Here is a 16922-nt window from a genome sequence, read left to right as displayed (position 1 = left end):
GGGCTGTCTCCGCTGCGCCTGGGGCCGCCCCCCATGACCGCCCCTTTTTTCTTGCCCCCGCTCCAAGGCGCTTTCCGCCCTGGTCCGCTTCCTGTCCGCGCCCACTTCCCCGCACCGTTTGCGGGGGCCGGGGCTGCCGTCCCCAGATCCCGTGCCCCCGGCCGAGGATCGGGCGCCGGATGGCGCAGACTCGAGGGCATGACGATCTCCGCCGCACCGAGCACCCCGAGGGGGCCAGCCCCCACCGACACCGCGATCCGGCACCTGGCCGCCGCGGTGCTCCAGTTGCGTGCCGCGGAACGGGAACTCGGGGGCCTCGGCCTGGACGCTGCCTCCGGCGCCGTGGTCCTGGGCCTGCTGGAGCAGGGGAGGCGGGCGATCGAGTTCGGGCAACTGCGCACCACGTTCCAGGCCGATGCGAACCAGGTCCACCGGCTGGACCCGGAGACCGCCAGCGCCATCGACGCCCTGGCCGAGGACCCCCGGGCGCTGGCCGAGGGCGCCGCGGAGGTGCCGGTGGAGCGGATGTGCCCCGGGATGTCCCCGCACCGCAACACCGTCTCCTACCTGCAGGCGCACTTGCACATCTCGGCCACCGAGGCCCGCCGCCGGATCACCGGCGCCCGGCTGCTCATCGCCCCGGCCCCGCCCCCGGCCGGGGGACCCGCCGCAGGCGACGACCCGCTGGCGCCCACCGATCCCGCGGCCCGGCCTTGTGATCCGTTGTTCCCGGTGCTGGCCCGGGCCGCGGCCGACGGCAGCGCGGACGTGGCGACCCTGGCGCAGCTGGCCGGACGCCTGGAGTCGATGCAGCCGCGCATCGCCGAACGCCCGGACGCGGCGAACCTGAACGCCGCCATCGAGGAATCCCTGGTCCACGAGGCCCGCACGGCGGAGCCGCGGCACGGCCACAAGGCCCTGGCCGACTGGGGCGCGTTCCTGGCCGAGAACGGGGCGCCGATCACCGACGAGGAAATCCGGGCCAAGCGCGGCATGGTCTACCGCGGGTACCGCGAGGGGTTCGACGAGTACCTGCTGCGCTGCGACCCCATCGACTCCGAAACGATCCTCGCCTTCGGCGAGGCCTGGACCAACCCGCGCTCGGACAGGCTCCCGCCCGTCTCGGAATCCACCCGCACCAAGCAACCGGGCACCAACGGCACCAACGGCACCAACGGCGCCACGGAAGTGCCCGGCACTGCTGCCCCGGCCGGGATCCCGGCCCCCGAATGGGCGGTCGCCCCTGGCACCGACCCGGCGCTGGCACCCGTCAGCGAACTGGCCTGCGGGCTCCCCGCGTCCCAGGGCGGCCCCGACGGCGGCACGGCTTCCTTGCTTGACTCCCCGGACCCGCGCACCTCCCCGCAACTGCTGCTCGACGCCGTACTGGCCGCGCTCTCCGGGGCCCTCACGGGCTCCTCGCCCCTGCAAAGCGGCGGGATGCCGGTGAAGATCGGGGTGCTCATCGGCTACCGCGCCCTGCTGGGCCAGTGCGAGGACGCCGGGATCACCGCCCACGGGCGCCCGATCTCCGCCGCCAACGTGCGCCGCCTGGCCTGCGACGGGGGCATCCTGCCGGCGCTGCTCGGCTCCGACGGCGAAATCCTGGACCTGGGCCGCGAGGTGCGCAGCTTCTCCCCGGCGCAGCGCAAGGCCATCGCCCTCCGCGATCGCGGCTGCGCGATCCCCGGCTGCCACCGCCCGGCCTCCACCTCCGAGGTCCACCATGTGAAACCCTGGACCGAAGGCGGTCCGACCAGTGTCGATAACGGCGCTTGCCTCTGCCAGCACCACCACCTCATGGTGCACGCCGGACTGATCACCCTGCGGATGATCAACGGGATCCCGTACGTCATCGCCCGCGCCGGCCAACCCCGCGGGGACCCGGAACGAAACCTGTATTGGCACCCGGAATTGCGCACCGCGGGGTACACCCTGCCACTATTCACCGAATGAACCGCCCGGGTGTGCCCGCGGACGGAAGCCTGCCGCCGATCCACACTCCGCATCGCCCCGGGCCAGCGGGCGAAAGGTGCGCGACATGCCGCTTCAACCGCCAACATGACGCGGCCGAGGTCACGGCCAAAGTAGTTTGCGTCACCCTCGGCCAGTTGAGGATGCAAGGGGGCTCTCCGGGCGGCTAAGCTTAGGCGCGTGACCAACACTCCCAGCACCCCAGAGCAACAGCCGGTTCTGGTCGTCGATTACGGGGCCCAGTACGCACAGCTGATTGCTCGGCGTGTACGCGAAGCCAACGTGTATTCGGAGATCGTCCCGCATACCTACACCACCGAACAGATTCTCGCCAAGAACCCGGCGGCAATCATCCTCTCCGGAGGCCCCTCGAGCGTTTACGCCGACGGTGCCCCGAGCGTCGGTGCCGACCTGTTTGAGGCAGGTGTGCCGGTTCTGGGCATCTGCTATGGCTTCCAGGCCATGGCCAACGCCCTCGGCGGCGTCGTCGCCGAAACCGGGCTGCGCGAATACGGTGCAACCGATGCCACCGCCAGCGGAGCAGCACGCTCCATCCTGGCCGGCATCCCCGAGGCACAGAACGTCTGGATGAGCCACGGCGACTCCGTCTCGAAAGCCCCCGAGGGCTTCGAGGTCCTGGCCACCACCGCAGGCGCACCCGTTGCAGCCTTCGCCAACGAGGCCAAGCGCCTCTACGGCGTGCAGTGGCACCCGGAGGTCAAGCACTCGGCCCACGGCCAGCAGGTACTGGAGAACTTCCTGTACAACGGCGCGGGCCTGACCCCGTCATGGACCGCTGCCAACATCCTGGACGAGCAGGTCGAAAAGATCCGCAACCAGGTAGGCGACGGCCGGGCCATCTGTGGCCTCTCCGGCGGCGTCGACTCCGCCGTGGCGGCCGCACTGGTGCAGCGCGCCATCGGCGACCAGCTCACCTGCGTGTTCGTCAACCACGGTCTGCTGCGCGAAGGCGAAGCCGAACAGGTCGAAAAGGACTTTGTCGCCGCAACAGGTGCGAAGCTCTACATCGCCGACGAGCGCGAGCGTTTCCTGACCGCCCTGGACGGCGTGACGGATCCGGAAACCAAGCGCAAGATCATCGGCCGCGAATTCATTCGCGCGTTCGAGGCCGCCGAAACCGCGATCCTTGCCGAGGCTGCCGACTCCGGCCAGCCGGTGAAGTTCCTGGTCCAGGGAACCCTGTACCCCGACGTCGTCGAATCCGGCGGCGGCGAAGGTGCCTCCAACATCAAGAGCCACCACAACGTCGGTGGCCTGCCCGAGGACCTGGACTTCGAACTGGTCGAGCCGCTGCGCGCGCTCTTCAAGGACGAGGTCCGTGCCGTGGGCAAGCAGCTTGGCCTGCCGGCCGAGATCGTCATGCGCCAGCCGTTCCCGGGCCCGGGCCTGGGCATCCGCATCATCGGTGCGGTCAACGAGGAACGCCTGACGCTGCTGCGCAAGGCCGACGCGATCGCTCGCGCCGAGCTGACCGCTGCCGGCCTGGACGAGGAAGTCTGGCAGATGCCGGTCGTCCTGCTGGCCGACGTGCGCTCCGTGGGCGTGCAGGGCGATGGCCGCACCTACGGCCACCCGATCGTGCTGCGCCCGGTGTCCTCCGAGGACGCCATGACCGCAGACTGGTCGCGCCTGCCCTACGACCTGCTGGCCCGGATTTCCAACCGGATCACCAACGAGGTCGACGGGGTCAACCGCGTGGTGCTGGACGTGACGTCCAAGCCGCCGGGAACCATCGAATGGGAGTAAGCCCGACGGCGTAGACACGCCGGCGGCAAAGTTCAGGGGGAAGCCTATGCGGGCTTCCCCCTGAACTGTTTTCGGGGCGTGCCGTTCACCGGCCGGGCACCCATCGGCCACGCAGCGTTAACGCGGAGGCGACCGGGCGGACGCAACATGGCACCGCGGCGGCGCAGAAGGCGCACCAAAGCGCAACAGGCCGGTACCGAACGTGTTTTGGTTCGGCACCGCGCGCCCACATTGGACTAGGTTGGTAAGGGCTGAATGTATCCGCGTGGCAATGCGCGACGCGGGTGCGGCAGCATTCAGGCAAGAGGTGAAGGGACGGTATGGTGGCAGAGCACCAGCAGCACGCAGATGAATTGGTCTCCACGTGGGTTGACTCCCTGGGCCCAGGGGTGGGGACCGACACGTTGCTGCGGTTCGCCCCCTCGGTGTCCAACAGCATCGACATCACCCATGCCCACCCCTCGGGGCTGGCCCAGTTCCTGGCCGGACGACGCACCCGGCTCTCCACGCTGCTGCGTGATTCGGACCAATACGATTCGGCCCGCCGCACCGCCGACGCACTGCGCTCAAAGATCCGCGAGCTCTGGGACGAGCGCGGCATCGACGTCGGCTACCTCTCCGCGGGCCAGGCCAACTGGCGCGCCGTGCATGAGGGCCGCAGCGAACAGTTCAACGCCCCGATCATGCTCGGTCGCATCGTGCTCTCGGTGCGCGAGGACCAGGAAGACTTCGAGATCCAGCTCATGGGCCGGGCCGAGTTCTCGCCCGCGCTGCTGCGCTACCTCAAGCGCCAGCACCACCTGGACATCGACGTGGCGGGAGTCAACGCCGCCGCCTACTCCATCGCCCGCTTCGACCCGACCCGCGCGATGGATGCGCTGCGGACCCAGGTCGCCGACGTTTCCGGCATGGTCATCGCCCACCGCCTGCTGATCTCCACCTTCGCCGACCTTGCCGACCCTGCCGACCCGGGCAGCATCGACATGCACCACCCGGTGCTGGAAAAGCTCTTCGCTGCCGAACTCAAGCGCGGCGAGGGCGGACCCGGCACCACCGGCACCACCGGCACCACCTCCGCGGCGCGGTCCGGGCAGTCGCGCCCGACCCGCAGCAGCGACGAGCGCAATCCGGCCGAGGAACTGCTGCTGCTGGATGCCGACGAGTCCCAGCAGGCTGTCCTTGACCTCGTGGAGGCGGGGGAGTCCGTGGCCGTGAGCGCGCCGGCCGGCAGCGGGCAGACCCAGACGGCACTGAACGCCGCGGGCGTGCTGGCCACCGCGGGCAAGCGCGTGCTGGTGGTGGCCGAAAGGCGCTCCAGCGCCGAGGAATTCGTGACCCGTTTCGCCGGGCTGGACCTGGCCGGAACCGCGCTTCTGCTTTCCCCGGAAGACGACCCCGACGCCCTGCGCGAGCTGCTGACCCGGGCGATCCTGCGCAATGAGCGCGCCACCGAGCCATCGCTGGGCAAGCTGCACGCTTCCCTACGCGAACACCGCCATGCACTGCTGGACCATGTCCGCTCGCTGCATTCCACCCGCGCCCGATGGGGCTGCTCCCCATACCGGGCGATGCAGGAACTCGCCCGCCTCACCTCCCTGACCCCTGCCCCTGCCACCATGGTGCGCCTGAAGCGCTCGGTGCTCGACTCGATCACCAGCCGCACCTCCACCGCCGAGCAGCTCAAGCGCGCCGCCGAGCTCGGCGCCTTCGTGCGCACCTCGGCCTCCAGCCCCTGGTACGGGGCGCGGCTGCGCAACAAGCGCGACACCGACACCGCCCTGGACCTGGTCACCGGCCTGCAGCGGGACCTGCCGATCCTGCGCGAGCACATGCTCAAGGTCGCCGCCCACTCCGAGATCCGCCTGGCCGACTCCTACAACAAGTGGGGCGAGCAGCTGGACCTGCTGGTTGCCGTGCGCGGCTCGCTGGACAAGTTCGAGTCCGACATCTTTGACAAGTCCGTCGAGGACCTGATCTCCGCCACCGCCTCGTCCTCCTGGCGCCGGGAACGCGGCATCGAGATGAGCTCGATGACCCGCTCGCGGCTGCGCAAGGTCGCCAAGGACTATGTGCGCCCCGGCGTGCACGTCTCGGACCTGCAGTCGGCGCTGGAAGCGGTCCAGGAACAGCACCTGGCCTGGCACCACCACGCCACCTCCCAGCGCCACCCGATGGTGCCCGCCGGGCTGCTGGACGTGAACGCCGGCTACCAGGACGCCGGATCGCGCCTCGACAAGCTGGCGACGCTGCTGCCCGAATCCGCCGGCAGCACCCTGCGCGACGAACCCATTGCCACGCTGCAGGACCGCATGGACAAGCTGCTGGAGCACAAGGGCGAGCTGGACCAGCTGCCCGAACGCACGCTGATCACCGAGCAGCTGGCCGAGCACGGCCTGGGTGAGCTGATGGACGACTTCCGGGCGCGCAACGTCAAGCCCGAGGCCGTCGCCGCGGAACTGGATTTGGCCTGGTGGCAGTCGGCCCTGGAGGCCATGATCTCCGGCGACGACTTCCTGGCGATGAACGACGGGGCAAAGCTGCGCAAGCTCGAGGCCGAATACCGGCTGGCCGACTCCGCGCACGTTTCCTCCGGGGCCTCGCGCCTGCGCTGGGCCCTGGCCAAGGCGTGGAAGGCGGCACTGGCAGACCACCGGGCGGCATCGCGCGAATTGCGGGCCATGCTCAAGGACGGGGAACCGGCGGTCTCGGACCTCGCCACCCTGGGTGACTCGCTGCTGAACTCGCTGTGCCCCGTCTGGGTCGGATCCCCGCTGCTCATCCCCGCCACGGTGCCCGCCGGGATGGAGTTCGACGCGGTCATCCTGCTGGACGCCGACTCGCTTTCGCTGCGCTCGGTGCTCGGCTCCATCTCCCGCTCCACGCAGGTCATCGCGTTCGGCGACACCATGATGGGTGCCCCGAACCCGTTCGAGGTCTCCGTGGACCCCACGGCGCACACGCGCCCCGAGTCGACCCCGATCTCGGCGATGGAATCCCTCCAGGAGGTGCTGCCGCTCATCCGGCTGGCCACCGCCTACCGGGGCATCGACGAGGGTCTCACCGAGTCCCTCTCGCACGACTTCTACGCCGATTCGCTCTCCCGGCTGCCGGCCGCCCGCTCGCTGGGTGCAGGCACCCCGGCACTGAAGGCCGAGTACGTCATGGACGGCACCGGGACACTGGGGGCCGACGGCGATTCCGTCGAGACCACCGTGGCCGAGGTCCAACGCGTCGTCGACCTGGTCTTCACACACCTGGCCCGCCGCGGCGAGAAGACCCTGGCCGTCATTGCGGGTAACCGCCGGCACGCCTCCGCCATCGCCGAGGGCATCCGCGTCCAGCTGCCCAACCACCCCTGGGCGACCAAGTACTTCCGTGCCGCGGCCGAACGCTTCCTGGTCACCAGCGTCGATCGCCTGGCCGGGCTGCAGCGCGATGCCATCATCCTCTCGCTGGGCTACGGCCGCACCACCCACGGCAAGGCGGTGCACGACTTCGGTGCCCTGTCGCAGCCCGGCGGCGACGAGCTGTTCGTCAACGCGGTGACGCGCGCCAGGGAGTCGATGGTGCTGGTCTCGGCGCTGCGCCCGCAGGACATGGACCTGGCGCGCATGCGCTTCGGTGCCCACCGCTTCCTGGAGCTCTTCGGAAGGGTGCTCGGCGGGGATTCGGGCATGTCGGCGACCACCACGCCGCTGAAGGACCCGCTGGTCACCGACCTGATGGCCCGGTTGGCCGAGCGCGGGGCCATCGTGACCCAGCATTACCGCGGCGTGCTGGACATCGCCGCGCACGCACTGGATGTCACCGGCAACGGCACCGAAGTGCCCCTGGCCGTGGTGTACGACGGCACACAGGGCTACCGGGAACTGTCGGTGCGCGAGCGCAGCCGCCTGCGGCCCCAGCTCTTCGAGGCCCTCGGCTGGCGCTATGTGCCGCTGTGGACCATCGACGTGTTCTCCGACCCGGACAAGGTCGCCAACGAACTTGCAGGTTTCCTCGGGCTGGATGCCGCGGACGACGACGCGGCCCGCGGCGGGTCCGCGGGCTCCGGCCCGTCGGCCGGCGGTTCGTCGAATGCCGGGCGCCGGGAGTCAGACCTGGCCGATGCGTAGCAATGGCCGGTGAACCGGAAACGCCGCGGCGCAAGAAGTCGCGGCGTTTCACCGCACCGCCGCAACAGGTCAGTGAATCGACCCTCGTCGGTGTCTTCGAGCTGCCCCACGGCGCCGGACGGCCCGCGCCGGGACCATCCACGGATGCCGCTGCGGTTCCGGTCGATGCCAAGGCGCCGGGGGAGTCCGACGAAAAGGCCCAGGCCGAGGGTGTCCAGGCTCCCAAGGGCCCACCGGCAAGCCACGCCAAGAAGCCGAATCCGGTCCTGGACCAGCAGGCCGCGGAAGACGACCCGCGCCGCTGGGGCGACGCGGAAGAGGACCTTGGTGACTGGCTGAAGTCGCAGCGTCCACCCCACTGGGACTGAGCCGCCCACCAGTCATTGGCCACGGGTGGCCACCAGCGGCCACCCGCTCCGGCGGGCAGCCTTCCGGACGGCAGCCTTCCGGACCGCAGCCATCAGGCCCACCTCCATCCGGCTGTCCTTAACCAGAGGACGGGCGCGCGGCACCTGCCTACGGGTTGACGATCACGACCGACACCTTGCCCCGCTGCGTCGCGGTCGAGAGTTGCTCGGCACTGCCCGGCCCGGCTCCCACCACGATCAAGCCGCCCTGCCCGGAGCCGGTGGAAACACTCCACGGCCCCTGCCCGTCGGGTTGTTCCTGCGCCGCGGTCCACAGGATCGGCACGGCCCGTGCCAGCACCCGAGAATCCAGCTTCGTCTCAAATCCGTTGCCCTCGGTGAGCACCACATCAACGCGCTGCCCGGCGCGCACCAGCGACGCGGTCTGCTCGTCGTCCAGGCGCAGCGGCACCGCAACGGAACCGGGGGCAAGGCCCGCCAGAAGCCCGGGGCCGATGACCATCGTGGGAATCACCGGGGTCCCGGCCAACACGGGAATCGCCAGCCGCGAGCCGGCGGCCGGCGGCTGGTTCCCGTACGTGCCCTCGGGCACCAGGGAGCGGGGAACCGATTGGCTTCGCAGGTCCTCCGGCCGCAGCAGGGAACCGACGGGCAGATCCCTGCCGGCCACCAGCACGTCGATGCGTTCCTCGGTCGCGGGGGCGAGCACCGCAAGGGACACTGCCAGCGAGAGCATGGCGAGCGCCGCGGCCAAGTGCCTGCGGTACTTGGCAAACAGCTCCCTGCCCGAACGGCGGGGTGCCCGAGGCGACGAAGCCGGGCGCGGAACATCGGTACGACGAAAAAGGGACATGCCTTAAGCAACTCATGGGCCCCACCCAAATGGATGGAGCCCATGACGAGACTGTCATAGCGGAGTCACGCGCGGAGCCTGTGCGAGGAAGTGCACCGACCGCGCGTCCCGGCCCAAAGAAGCGCCATTCGGTGAGGCCCAGCCGGCAATTGCCCCTCGAGGCAACGCCCGCCCGAGGGCAAGCCCTAGACGGAGGTCGACGCCGGGGCGGAAACCTTGCTGCTGCTGGCGGCGGCCGGGGTGCTGGAGCTCGTTGTCGAACGCGAGTCGTTGCGGTAGAACCCGGAGCCCTTGAACACCACGCCGACGCTGTTGAACTTCTTGCGCAGCGCTCCCTGGCACTCGGGGCAGATGGTCAGGGCCTCATCGCTGAAGGACTGGACAACCTCCATGGCATGGCCACAGTCCTTGCAGGCATAAACATAGGTAGGCATATTGATCCTTTCGCGCGGGCGTTGCGCGCCGGGCCGCGGGGCCGGAGCACCAAGCGGCGCGGCCGGTCACCCGGACAAGCGACTGTTGAAGAGGGGTTTGCGGGCGCCTAGGGCGACCGCCTACATCAATTCTAACGTACGCTCCCGCGGCCACTTGGTGAGGTTGCGCACCCCGGAGGGAAGTGCGACGGCCTCGACGCGCTGGTCGAAGGGTTCGACGGGGAAGCTGCCGGCGGCCACGAACTCGTGCTCGAAGGCGATACTAAGCAGCATCGGACGGTGCTCCGGGTCCGCCAGGGACTGGATGAAGCGGTCGTAGTAGCCGCCTCCCTGCCCCAGCCTGTCACCGTTTTCATCCACTGCCTGCGCCGGCACCAGGATGACGTCGACCTCGTTCATCAGCTCTGGGCCAAAACGCTCGCCCACCGGTTCGTCGATCGGCCCAACGGCGCTGCGGGCCATCGCCACGCCGGGGAACCAGCGCGACCAGGACAGGCGCCGCAAAGGTTCGCAGATCGGAACGTAGATCGTGTATCCGGCGGCGTGGAGGTCCGCCAACAGGGCGCCGGTGGGCGGTTCGGTGCCATAGGACAGGAAGCAGGTCAGGGTCCGCCGCGGCGCGTTTTGCCCCAGCCACGGCAGCAGGTGGCCGGCCAGCAACGCCATTTCCGACGCGCGCCGGGCCGGGCCCATGGCGCGGCGGGTGGCGCGCAACCGGTTCCGGGCTTCGTTCTTGATGTTCATCTCGCTCACGCTCCACATTCTAGGCCCGGCGGAGACCGGACCGCGCGAAGGCCCGGGAAGGGTCCGGCCGGCACCGCGACGGCAGGGCGCGGCCGGCGGGCACCCGGGGAATAGATAGGATTGGTCCATGTCCGAATTTGACCGCCATTGGCCCGTCAGCGTGCAGGGGCCACGGCTGCTGTTGCGCCCCTTGCGCCGCCGTGACAAGGCCGAATGGATGCATCTGCGCCGCACCAACGACCTCTGGCTCGCGCCCTGGGATGCGACATTGCCCGAGGGCGCCGGGTACCCGGCGGACTTCGGCCAGATGGTCTCGGCCCAGAACCGCGCGGCGCGCCTGGGCCAGTGCCTGCCCTGGGCGATCACCTTGCCGGGGCTGCACAGCAGGCATGCGCCGATCGTCGGGCAGCTGACGGTCTCCTCGATCATGTGGGGTGCCGCACGCAGCGGATCCATCGGGTATTGGGTCGACGTCGGTCATGCCGGGGCCGGGATCGCGCCGGAGGCCGTCGCCATGGCGGTGGACCATTGCTTCACGGCCATGGGGCTGCACCGGATCGAGATCAACATCCGCCCGGAAAACGGCGCCAGCCTGCGCGTGGTCGAAAAGCTGGGCTTCCGCGACGAGGGGGTGCGCAAGGACTTCTTGCACATCAACGGGCAGTGGGCCGACCACCGCAGCTTCGCACTCACCGCCACGGAAGTTCCCGATGGGATGCTCAACCGGTGGCTGGCCAGGACGCAATAGCGGGACACCCGGGGCGAAAAACGGCAATATCGCAAATTAGTCCAGAGTATTGCCGGACACACCGGGTTGAATGCGGCACCGTGGGCACATGCATGCTTAATGTGGTTGACGTGGACGTTTCACATTGTCAGCAAATTCCGGCGACGAACCAGTGCGCCGGGGGAGTTGCACGGCAATGGAAGCACCACGATGGAGTAAACCGGCCACTTCAGTACAGGGCCGGGCGGATCCGCAGGAGAAGTCAGTCGCCAGCCGACGGAGGAGCAACATGGCACCGGTAGCATCCAACGCTTCAGTCGCGTCCAGCCCGACGGAGCAGCCACCCTTGCGCATTTTTTACGACCGCCTGGCCGTCGCCCTGCTCGGATGCCTCTCCGCACTGGCCCTGCCCATCGGCGGCGTGCTTGCCCTGGCGGGCGTGTTCTCCGGCTGGGTGCCTTTGATTGCCCTGGCCCTCGCCCTTGCCAGCTTTTCCACCCTGCGCGGCCTGGCCGTGCGCGACCGGCGCAGCAAGCTCCTCGCCCGGCTGGAATCGACCCGCACCCGCGCCATGGAGAACGTTCGCACCCCGCGCCCCGAGCCGGTGAAGAAGTCCGCGGTGGTCTTTGACGCCCAGCCGAACTCCAACAAGCGTGCCCCGCGCCTGACCGTCCAGGAGCTGCGCGCCGAGGCACTGCGCATCGCCCACAAGGGATCCGCCGTCCAGCGTCCCGAAGGCTGGGAACCCACCGAGATCCCGTTGCCGCAATACGTCCTGGCCAACGCCGCACAGCGTCCGGCCCCGGCCCCGCTTCAGGCAAGTGCCGAACTGAAGGCATCGACCGGCGCGACACTGCGTTCGCAGGAAGCCGCCGCCCGCCTGGCCGAAGCCGTCGGCACCCAAGGCGACGGCACCACCGTCGTGCAGACCATTGCCGCAACCCCCGCACCCCCGGCAATCCCGGCGGCTCCGCCGGCCGAGACAACCGCATCCACCCAGGCTCCCATCACCGGGAAATCCGATCCCGTCGTGCCCCCTGCTGCCGCGGAGGCAAATGCCGCACGCGCACCGCGCGCCGAGGCTTCCACCGATCGCATCAATCTCGACGACGTCATGCAGCGCCGCCGCGCCTGACCGGCGACACCTTCGTGCTCCGATGACCGCCAGCGCACCGGACCCCGCAGATGCGGCGCAGCTTGCCGCCCTGGCCGAGGCGATCCCGGAGCTGGTGCGCCAACTCGGCGGCAGCACGCACCCGGGGACCTGGGACTACGAAGCCAACCGGCTGCGCATCCAGCATCGGCCAGGCGCGGGGATCAGCGCCATGTACCGCATGCCCGCGGGCACCGGATTCAACGAGCTGGGCGTAACCACCGAGAAAATCACCGTCCCCGGTGTCGCCGCCACACAAATCGGCGCAGGCACCCGGACACCGGGAATCACCGTCAGCGGCTGGATCCACCCCCGCGACCCGTTGCTGCCGGACCTCGCGCTGGCCGCGGACCGGGCGCACGTGCAGGAAACCTGGGGCGGGGGTGAGCGGCTGATGGGGCTCAAGACCATCGCCTACCGGCCGCTGCGCCGCGCGGTGCTGCGGGCGACGTTCACCACACGCGGGCCGCTGGACATCCAACGAACGATCTTCCTGAAGGTGGGACGCCCCGACGCGATCGCCGGCCTGCGCCTGCGTCACCAGCTGCTGGCCGGAACCGGGATCCCGGTCCCGGCAATGCTCGCCCCGCGCACCGCCGGGGTCCTGGTGCTGGAGGCGGGCCGCGGGGAATCACTTTCGGCGGCCATCCGCCCGCACGGGGGAGCGGACCTGGATCCGAACGACTTCATCGCCCTGCTCGACGCGCTGCCCGCGGGCGTGATGCAGCTGGAAGCCAAGCGGGCCTGGAGCGATTCGATCCCGCGCTACCGGCAGGCCGCCGCGCTGGCCCTGCCGCACCGGGATGGCGAGCTGCAGGAGCTGACGGGGAGGATCACTGCGCACCTTTCCGCCTCCGACAGGGGGGAACAGGTGCCGGCGCACGGGGATTTCTACGACGCGAACATCCTGCTGAGCGGCGGATCGATCAGCGCGCTGCTGGATCTGGACTCGCTGGGGCCGGGGTACCGGGTCGACGACCTGGCATGCCTGCTGGGGCACCTGGCGATCCTGCCGTCGCTGGGTGAGAAGTACCGGGCCGCACCGGCGGCGCTGGAGCGCTTCGCGCACGTCTTTGAACGCAACGTCGATCCGCGCGCCCTGTGGGCGAGGTCGGCAGCGGTTGCGCTGACGCTGATTGCCGGGTCCCGCGGCCTCGGGAACGACACGTGGGAGCAGGTGGCCGAGGCCCGGCTGCTGGCCGTGCACGACCTGGTGCGACGCGCCGACGCGTTCGCCTGATCGGGCCAGCCCCGCCGGGAACGCCCCGCCGGGAACGCCCCGCCGGGAACGCCCGGCGCGGAAAGAAGCTGCCTAGTTCGGCAGGTTCTCCGGGATCGGTCCGCCCAAACCCTTGTGGTGGCCGAAGACCAGCGTCGTTTCGGTGTGTCCGACTGATTCGTCGGTGGCCAGGTAGTCGAGCACCCAGTCGCGCAGCGCCTCGGTGGAGCTCACGGCAATGTGCAGCAGGTAGTCGGTGACCCCGGAAGTGTGGAACATCGAGAGCACCTCCGGCAGCTGTGGCATCTTCTGCGTGAACTTGTCGATCTGCACGCGGTCGTGCACGCGCAGCCGCACCGAGATCAGTGCCTGCACGCTGCGCCCGACCGCCGGCAGGCTGACCTCCGCGTGGTAGCCGGTGAGCACCCCGCGCTCCACCAGGGCGCGGGTACGCAGCAGTGCCGTGGACGGGGCGATGCCGGTTCGTTGCGCCAGCAACGCGTTGCTTATGCGTGCGTCGTTGACCAATTCCTGAATAATCCGACGGTCAACGGCGTCAAGTTCAACCGGTTGTTGCGGAAAAGTTGAAGGTGCCATGCTGATATTCCATCACAGTTGTGAGCGCATCGGGAGATTTGGACCCCGGGGAAAGGCCCGGCACACCCTAAAATGGTTTCATGACTACCCCCGAATCCCAGGCCCACCGCGGCTTCGACACCCGGCTTGCCGCCTATTGCGTGGTGATCCGCGACGGTTCGATCCTCCTGGCGCTGTGGGACATGCGCGAGCGCGATGCCGGATTCGTGCCCCGCTGGACCCTGCCCGGCGGGGGAGTGGAACTCGGCGAGGCCATCGAGGCCGGCGCCGTGCGCGAGGTCGAGGAGGAAACCGGGTACCGGGTGCGGGTCGATTCGCTGCTCTCCGTGGATTCGGGCCTGATCCCGGCGCACAAGCGCTACAGCGGCACCGAATACCCGATGCAGACAGTTGCCGTCCTCTATGCCGCCGCCGTCACCGGCGGGGCGCTGCGCCATGAGGCCAACGGCACCACCAGCCAGGCGGCCTGGTTCCCGCTTCAGGACGTCGCCGCGCTGAACCGCGTCGACCGCGTGGATGCCGCCATCGAGCTGTACCGGGAAAACCTGCACAAGGAATCCGCCAGATGATGGACAACACACTGCCCCGGGGAGTCCGCGGGCTTCGCACCCTGGGGCTCGGCGCCCTGCTGCTGGCCCTGGCGGGGTGCACCTCGGTCACCGAGGTCCACACCTCGCAGGCGCAGACCGAACGCGAACTGGTGCTCGTGCAGCGCCCCGATGCCACGTCCCAGGCCTTGGGCCACGCCTACAAGGACATCCTGGCCGACGCTGGAGTCGCCTCGCGCCTGGCGCCGGCCGCCGCCGATCCCATCGCGGAGGTCCTGGCCGGCCGGGCGGATGTCGCCGTGGCCGGATCCAGCGAGCTGCTTGCAGCCCTGGGCAAGCTTCCCGGCGCGCAGGGCGCGGCGAGCGAATCGGCAAGCACTCCGGCAAGCACCCCTGCGGGTGCCGCCGGTGCGTCTGATGCTTCGGCTGCACCCGGGGACCTGGACGCCGCCGCCACCAACAAGCAATTGCACGCGTTGACCCTCAAGGGCTTCGCGGTGCTGGACACGGCCGAGGCCGAGCGCACCGGGACCTTGGTCGTCACCGCAGCCACCAGCGCCGGGCAAAAGCTCGCGGGCATCGACCAGCTCGGTGCGCTGTGCCCCCGGCTGGAATTCGGGATCTCCCGCGCCGCCAGGGCCTCGCTCGTGCCGGCGCTGGCGTCCAAGGCCTCCTGCACCCCCAAGTCCGTCGCCGAGCTCACCGATGAGCAGGCACGCGGCGTTCTGCCGGTGATCAGCGACGCGGTCCAGGTGCAGGGAACCACCCTCGAGAATTCCGGGATCCCCGACAACGCCCTGGTCGTGCTGCAAAACGCTGGGTCGCTTTTCGCCCCGGAATCGGTGACCCCGCTGATCACCACCGACGGGGTGGGCCAGGACGCGATCGAGGCCATCAACAAGCTCAGCGCCGAGCTGAAGCAGGAGGACCTGCTGGAACTGAACCGCATGGTCTCCGGCCGCGACGCGCTGGCCCCGCAGAAGGCGGCCGCCGACTGGCTTGCCGACAAATCGCTGCTCACCGTGCCATGATGACGCCATGGCTTCACACTCGGCGCACTGCCGCAGTTGCCTTGCTCACAGTGCAGGCGCGCCCCCGGCCCCAAATGAGAAAGTAAGAGCATGCCAGAATTCAAGCAGTCCACGAAACTCCACAACGTCCTCTACGACATTCGCGGGCCGCTGCTGGAACACGCCCAGCGGATGGAGGCCGAGGGCCACCGGATCCTCAAGCTGAACATCGGCAACCCGGCGCCCTTCGGCTTCGAGGCCCCGGACGCGATCCTCGTGGACATGATGCGCAACCTGCCCAACGCGCAGGGATACTCGGATTCGCGCGGCATCTTCTCCGCCCGCACCGCGGTCTCGCAGTACTACCAGACCCGGGGCATCCAGTCGATCAGCGTCGATGACATCTACCTGGGCAACGGCGTCTCCGAGCTGATCACCCTTTCGCTGAACGCGCTGCTGAACAACGGCGACGAGGTGCTGATCCCCGCCCCCGACTACCCGCTGTGGACCGCCTCGGTCTCGCTCGCCGGCGGCACGCCGGTGCACTACCTGAACGTCGAGGAGGAGGGCTGGCTGCCGGACCTCGAGGACATGGCAGCGAAGATCACCCCCCGCACCAAGGGCGTGGTGATCATCAACCCGAACAACCCCACGGGTGCCGTCTACCCGAAGGAGACCCTCGAAGGGATCCTGGAGCTGGCGCGCAAGCACAACCTGGTGGTGTTCTCCGATGAGATCTACGAGAAGATCCTGTACGACGACGCGGTGCACATCAACACCGCCGCGCTGGCCGACGACGTGCTGGTGCTGACCTTCTCCGGACTCTCCAAGGCCTACCGGGTCTGCGGGTTCCGCTCCGGCTGGATGGCCATTTCCGGGCCCAAGCACCTGGCCGGGGACTACATCGAGGGCATCAACCTGCTGACCAACATGCGCCTGTGCGCCAACGTGCCGGGCCAGCACGCTATCCAGACCGCGCTGGGCGGCTACCAGTCGATCAACGACCTGATCCTGCCCGGCGGGCGGCTGAAGGAACAGCGCGACGTCGCGTTCGAGATGCTCAATGCGCTGCCCGGGGTCTCGGTGCAGCAGGCCAAGGGAGCGCTGTACCTGTTCCCGAAGCTGGACCGGGAGATGTACCCGATCCACAACGACGAGGCCTTCGCCCTGGAACTGCTCAAGCAGCAGAAGCTGCTGGTCTCCCACGGCACCGCGTTCAACTGGGTGGCCCCCGACCATTTCCGGCTGGTCACCCTGCCGGCGGTGCGCGACCTGAAGGACGCGATCGGCCGCATCGGCGAGTTCCTCGAGGACCTGCGCGAGGGCAAGGTCGGCGTCTAGCTGCTTCCTGGCCCAGCAGTCCCTTCGGAGGGAGCGCCCGTTCACGGGCCCTGGCATGCGGGTTCCCTGCAC

The 16922-nt window shown here is 69.4% G+C and carries 14 protein-coding genes; 10 read left to right on the top strand and 4 right to left on the bottom strand.

From position 1 onward, the window contains the following. The first annotated feature begins 198 nt into the window (after window positions 1-198). The 4 genes from ACLQ7E_RS02710 (at window position 199) to ACLQ7E_RS02695 (ending at window position 8224) form a co-directional block, all read left to right on the top strand. Window positions 199-1956, top strand: coding sequence for a DUF222 domain-containing protein (locus tag ACLQ7E_RS02710; protein ID WP_411731012.1), 1758 nt, complete (start codon window positions 199-201; stop codon window positions 1954-1956). Between the two features lie 198 nt (window positions 1957-2154). Then, window positions 2155-3741 carry a glutamine-hydrolyzing GMP synthase gene (gene guaA / locus ACLQ7E_RS02705; protein ID WP_411731011.1) on the top strand — a complete coding sequence of 529 codons (1587 nt, stop codon included), beginning with the start codon at window positions 2155-2157 and terminating at the stop codon, window positions 3739-3741. A 320-nt stretch (window positions 3742-4061) separates the two neighbouring features. Beyond that, the gene (locus tag ACLQ7E_RS02700; protein ID WP_411731010.1) at window positions 4062-7856 is read left to right on the top strand and encodes a DNA helicase; all 3795 of its coding nucleotides are present in this window, start codon (window positions 4062-4064) and stop codon (window positions 7854-7856) included. A gap of 2 nt (window positions 7857-7858) precedes the next feature. Next, window positions 7859-8224, top strand: coding sequence for a hypothetical protein (locus ACLQ7E_RS02695; RefSeq protein ID WP_411731009.1), 366 nt, complete (start codon window positions 7859-7861; stop codon window positions 8222-8224). Between the two features lie 148 nt (window positions 8225-8372). Here ACLQ7E_RS02695 and cpaB read toward each other — a convergent pair whose 3' ends face one another. The 3 genes from cpaB to ACLQ7E_RS02680 all read right to left on the bottom strand — a co-directional run bounded on the left by cpaB (window position 8373) and on the right by ACLQ7E_RS02680 (window position 10255). After that, on the bottom strand, window positions 8373-9077 hold the full coding sequence (gene cpaB / locus ACLQ7E_RS02690) for a Flp pilus assembly protein CpaB (RefSeq protein ID WP_411731008.1): 705 nt from the start codon (window positions 9075-9077) through the stop codon (window positions 8373-8375). A gap of 185 nt (window positions 9078-9262) precedes the next feature. Further along, window positions 9263-9511 (bottom strand): FmdB family zinc ribbon protein, encoded by a 249-nt coding sequence (locus ACLQ7E_RS02685; protein ID WP_411731007.1) that lies wholly within the window; start codon window positions 9509-9511, stop codon window positions 9263-9265. Between the two features lie 120 nt (window positions 9512-9631). Next, window positions 9632-10255: a 5-formyltetrahydrofolate cyclo-ligase gene (locus tag ACLQ7E_RS02680; RefSeq protein ID WP_411731013.1), complete on the bottom strand. Its 624-nt coding sequence runs from the start codon at window positions 10253-10255 to the stop codon at window positions 9632-9634. 127 nt (window positions 10256-10382) lie between these two features. Between ACLQ7E_RS02680 and ACLQ7E_RS02675 the strand changes: the two genes are divergently transcribed. The 3 genes from ACLQ7E_RS02675 to ACLQ7E_RS02665 all read left to right on the top strand — a co-directional run bounded on the left by ACLQ7E_RS02675 (window position 10383) and on the right by ACLQ7E_RS02665 (window position 13375). Beyond that, the gene (locus ACLQ7E_RS02675; RefSeq protein WP_411731006.1) at window positions 10383-11003 is read left to right on the top strand and encodes a GNAT family N-acetyltransferase; all 621 of its coding nucleotides are present in this window, start codon (window positions 10383-10385) and stop codon (window positions 11001-11003) included. A gap of 268 nt (window positions 11004-11271) precedes the next feature. Then, the gene (locus tag ACLQ7E_RS02670; RefSeq protein WP_411731005.1) at window positions 11272-12117 is read left to right on the top strand and encodes a hypothetical protein; all 846 of its coding nucleotides are present in this window, start codon (window positions 11272-11274) and stop codon (window positions 12115-12117) included. A 22-nt stretch (window positions 12118-12139) separates the two neighbouring features. Then, window positions 12140-13375: a phosphotransferase gene (locus ACLQ7E_RS02665; protein WP_411731004.1), complete on the top strand. Its 1236-nt coding sequence runs from the start codon at window positions 12140-12142 to the stop codon at window positions 13373-13375. A 72-nt stretch (window positions 13376-13447) separates the two neighbouring features. Here the strand turns inward: ACLQ7E_RS02665 and ACLQ7E_RS02660 are convergent, their stop codons facing one another. Then, on the bottom strand, window positions 13448-13951 hold the full coding sequence (locus ACLQ7E_RS02660; RefSeq protein ID WP_217389031.1) for an Lrp/AsnC family transcriptional regulator: 504 nt from the start codon (window positions 13949-13951) through the stop codon (window positions 13448-13450). Between the two features lie 80 nt (window positions 13952-14031). On the opposite strand from ACLQ7E_RS02660, the gene ACLQ7E_RS02655 reads away from it, so the two are divergent. The 3 genes from ACLQ7E_RS02655 (at window position 14032) to ACLQ7E_RS02645 (ending at window position 16850) form a co-directional block, all read left to right on the top strand. Next, window positions 14032-14520 carry an NUDIX hydrolase gene (locus ACLQ7E_RS02655; protein WP_411731003.1) on the top strand — a complete coding sequence of 163 codons (489 nt, stop codon included), beginning with the start codon at window positions 14032-14034 and terminating at the stop codon, window positions 14518-14520. Beyond that, window positions 14517-15530 carry a glycine betaine ABC transporter substrate-binding protein gene (locus tag ACLQ7E_RS02650; RefSeq protein WP_411731002.1) on the top strand — a complete coding sequence of 338 codons (1014 nt, stop codon included), beginning with the start codon at window positions 14517-14519 and terminating at the stop codon, window positions 15528-15530. Before ACLQ7E_RS02655 ends, ACLQ7E_RS02650 begins: the two co-directional genes overlap by 4 nt. 90 nt (window positions 15531-15620) lie before the next feature. After that, window positions 15621-16850, top strand: coding sequence for a pyridoxal phosphate-dependent aminotransferase (locus tag ACLQ7E_RS02645; RefSeq protein ID WP_411731001.1), 1230 nt, complete (start codon window positions 15621-15623; stop codon window positions 16848-16850). Window positions 16851-16922 lie beyond the last annotated feature (72 nt).

Origin of the sequence: Paeniglutamicibacter sp., assembly GCF_046714615.1 — a bacterium.
Lineage (GTDB): Bacteria > Actinomycetota > Actinomycetes > Actinomycetales > Micrococcaceae > Paeniglutamicibacter.
The sequence above is the reverse complement of the archived record's forward strand: the minus strand, read 5'-3'. Positions and strand labels throughout refer to the sequence as shown.

Excerpts from the sequence above, each read along its gene's own strand:
- ACLQ7E_RS02710 (WP_411731012.1), top strand. The coding sequence starts at position 199 with ATGACGATCTCCGCCGCACCGAGCACCCCGAGGGGGCCAGCCCCCACC.
- ACLQ7E_RS02670 (WP_411731005.1), top strand. The coding sequence starts at position 11,272 with ATGGCACCGGTAGCATCCAACGCTTCAGTCGCGTCCAGCCCGACGGAG.
- ACLQ7E_RS02695 (WP_411731009.1), top strand. The coding sequence starts at position 7,859 with ATGGCCGGTGAACCGGAAACGCCGCGGCGCAAGAAGTCGCGGCGTTTC.
- ACLQ7E_RS02650 (WP_411731002.1), top strand. The coding sequence starts at position 14,517 with ATGATGGACAACACACTGCCCCGGGGAGTCCGCGGGCTTCGCACCCTG.
- ACLQ7E_RS02655 (WP_411731003.1), top strand. The coding sequence starts at position 14,032 with ATGACTACCCCCGAATCCCAGGCCCACCGCGGCTTCGACACCCGGCTT.
- ACLQ7E_RS02700 (WP_411731010.1), top strand. The coding sequence starts at position 4,062 with ATGGTGGCAGAGCACCAGCAGCACGCAGATGAATTGGTCTCCACGTGG.
- ACLQ7E_RS02685 (WP_411731007.1), bottom strand. The coding sequence starts at position 9,511 with ATGCCTACCTATGTTTATGCCTGCAAGGACTGTGGCCATGCCATGGAG.
- ACLQ7E_RS02675 (WP_411731006.1), top strand. The coding sequence starts at position 10,383 with ATGTCCGAATTTGACCGCCATTGGCCCGTCAGCGTGCAGGGGCCACGG.
- ACLQ7E_RS02660 (WP_217389031.1), bottom strand. The coding sequence starts at position 13,951 with ATGGCACCTTCAACTTTTCCGCAACAACCGGTTGAACTTGACGCCGTT.
- ACLQ7E_RS02680 (WP_411731013.1), bottom strand. The coding sequence starts at position 10,255 with ATGAACATCAAGAACGAAGCCCGGAACCGGTTGCGCGCCACCCGCCGC.
- ACLQ7E_RS02665 (WP_411731004.1), top strand. The coding sequence starts at position 12,140 with ATGACCGCCAGCGCACCGGACCCCGCAGATGCGGCGCAGCTTGCCGCC.
- ACLQ7E_RS02645 (WP_411731001.1), top strand. The coding sequence starts at position 15,621 with ATGCCAGAATTCAAGCAGTCCACGAAACTCCACAACGTCCTCTACGAC.
- cpaB (WP_411731008.1), bottom strand. The coding sequence starts at position 9,077 with ATGTCCCTTTTTCGTCGTACCGATGTTCCGCGCCCGGCTTCGTCGCCT.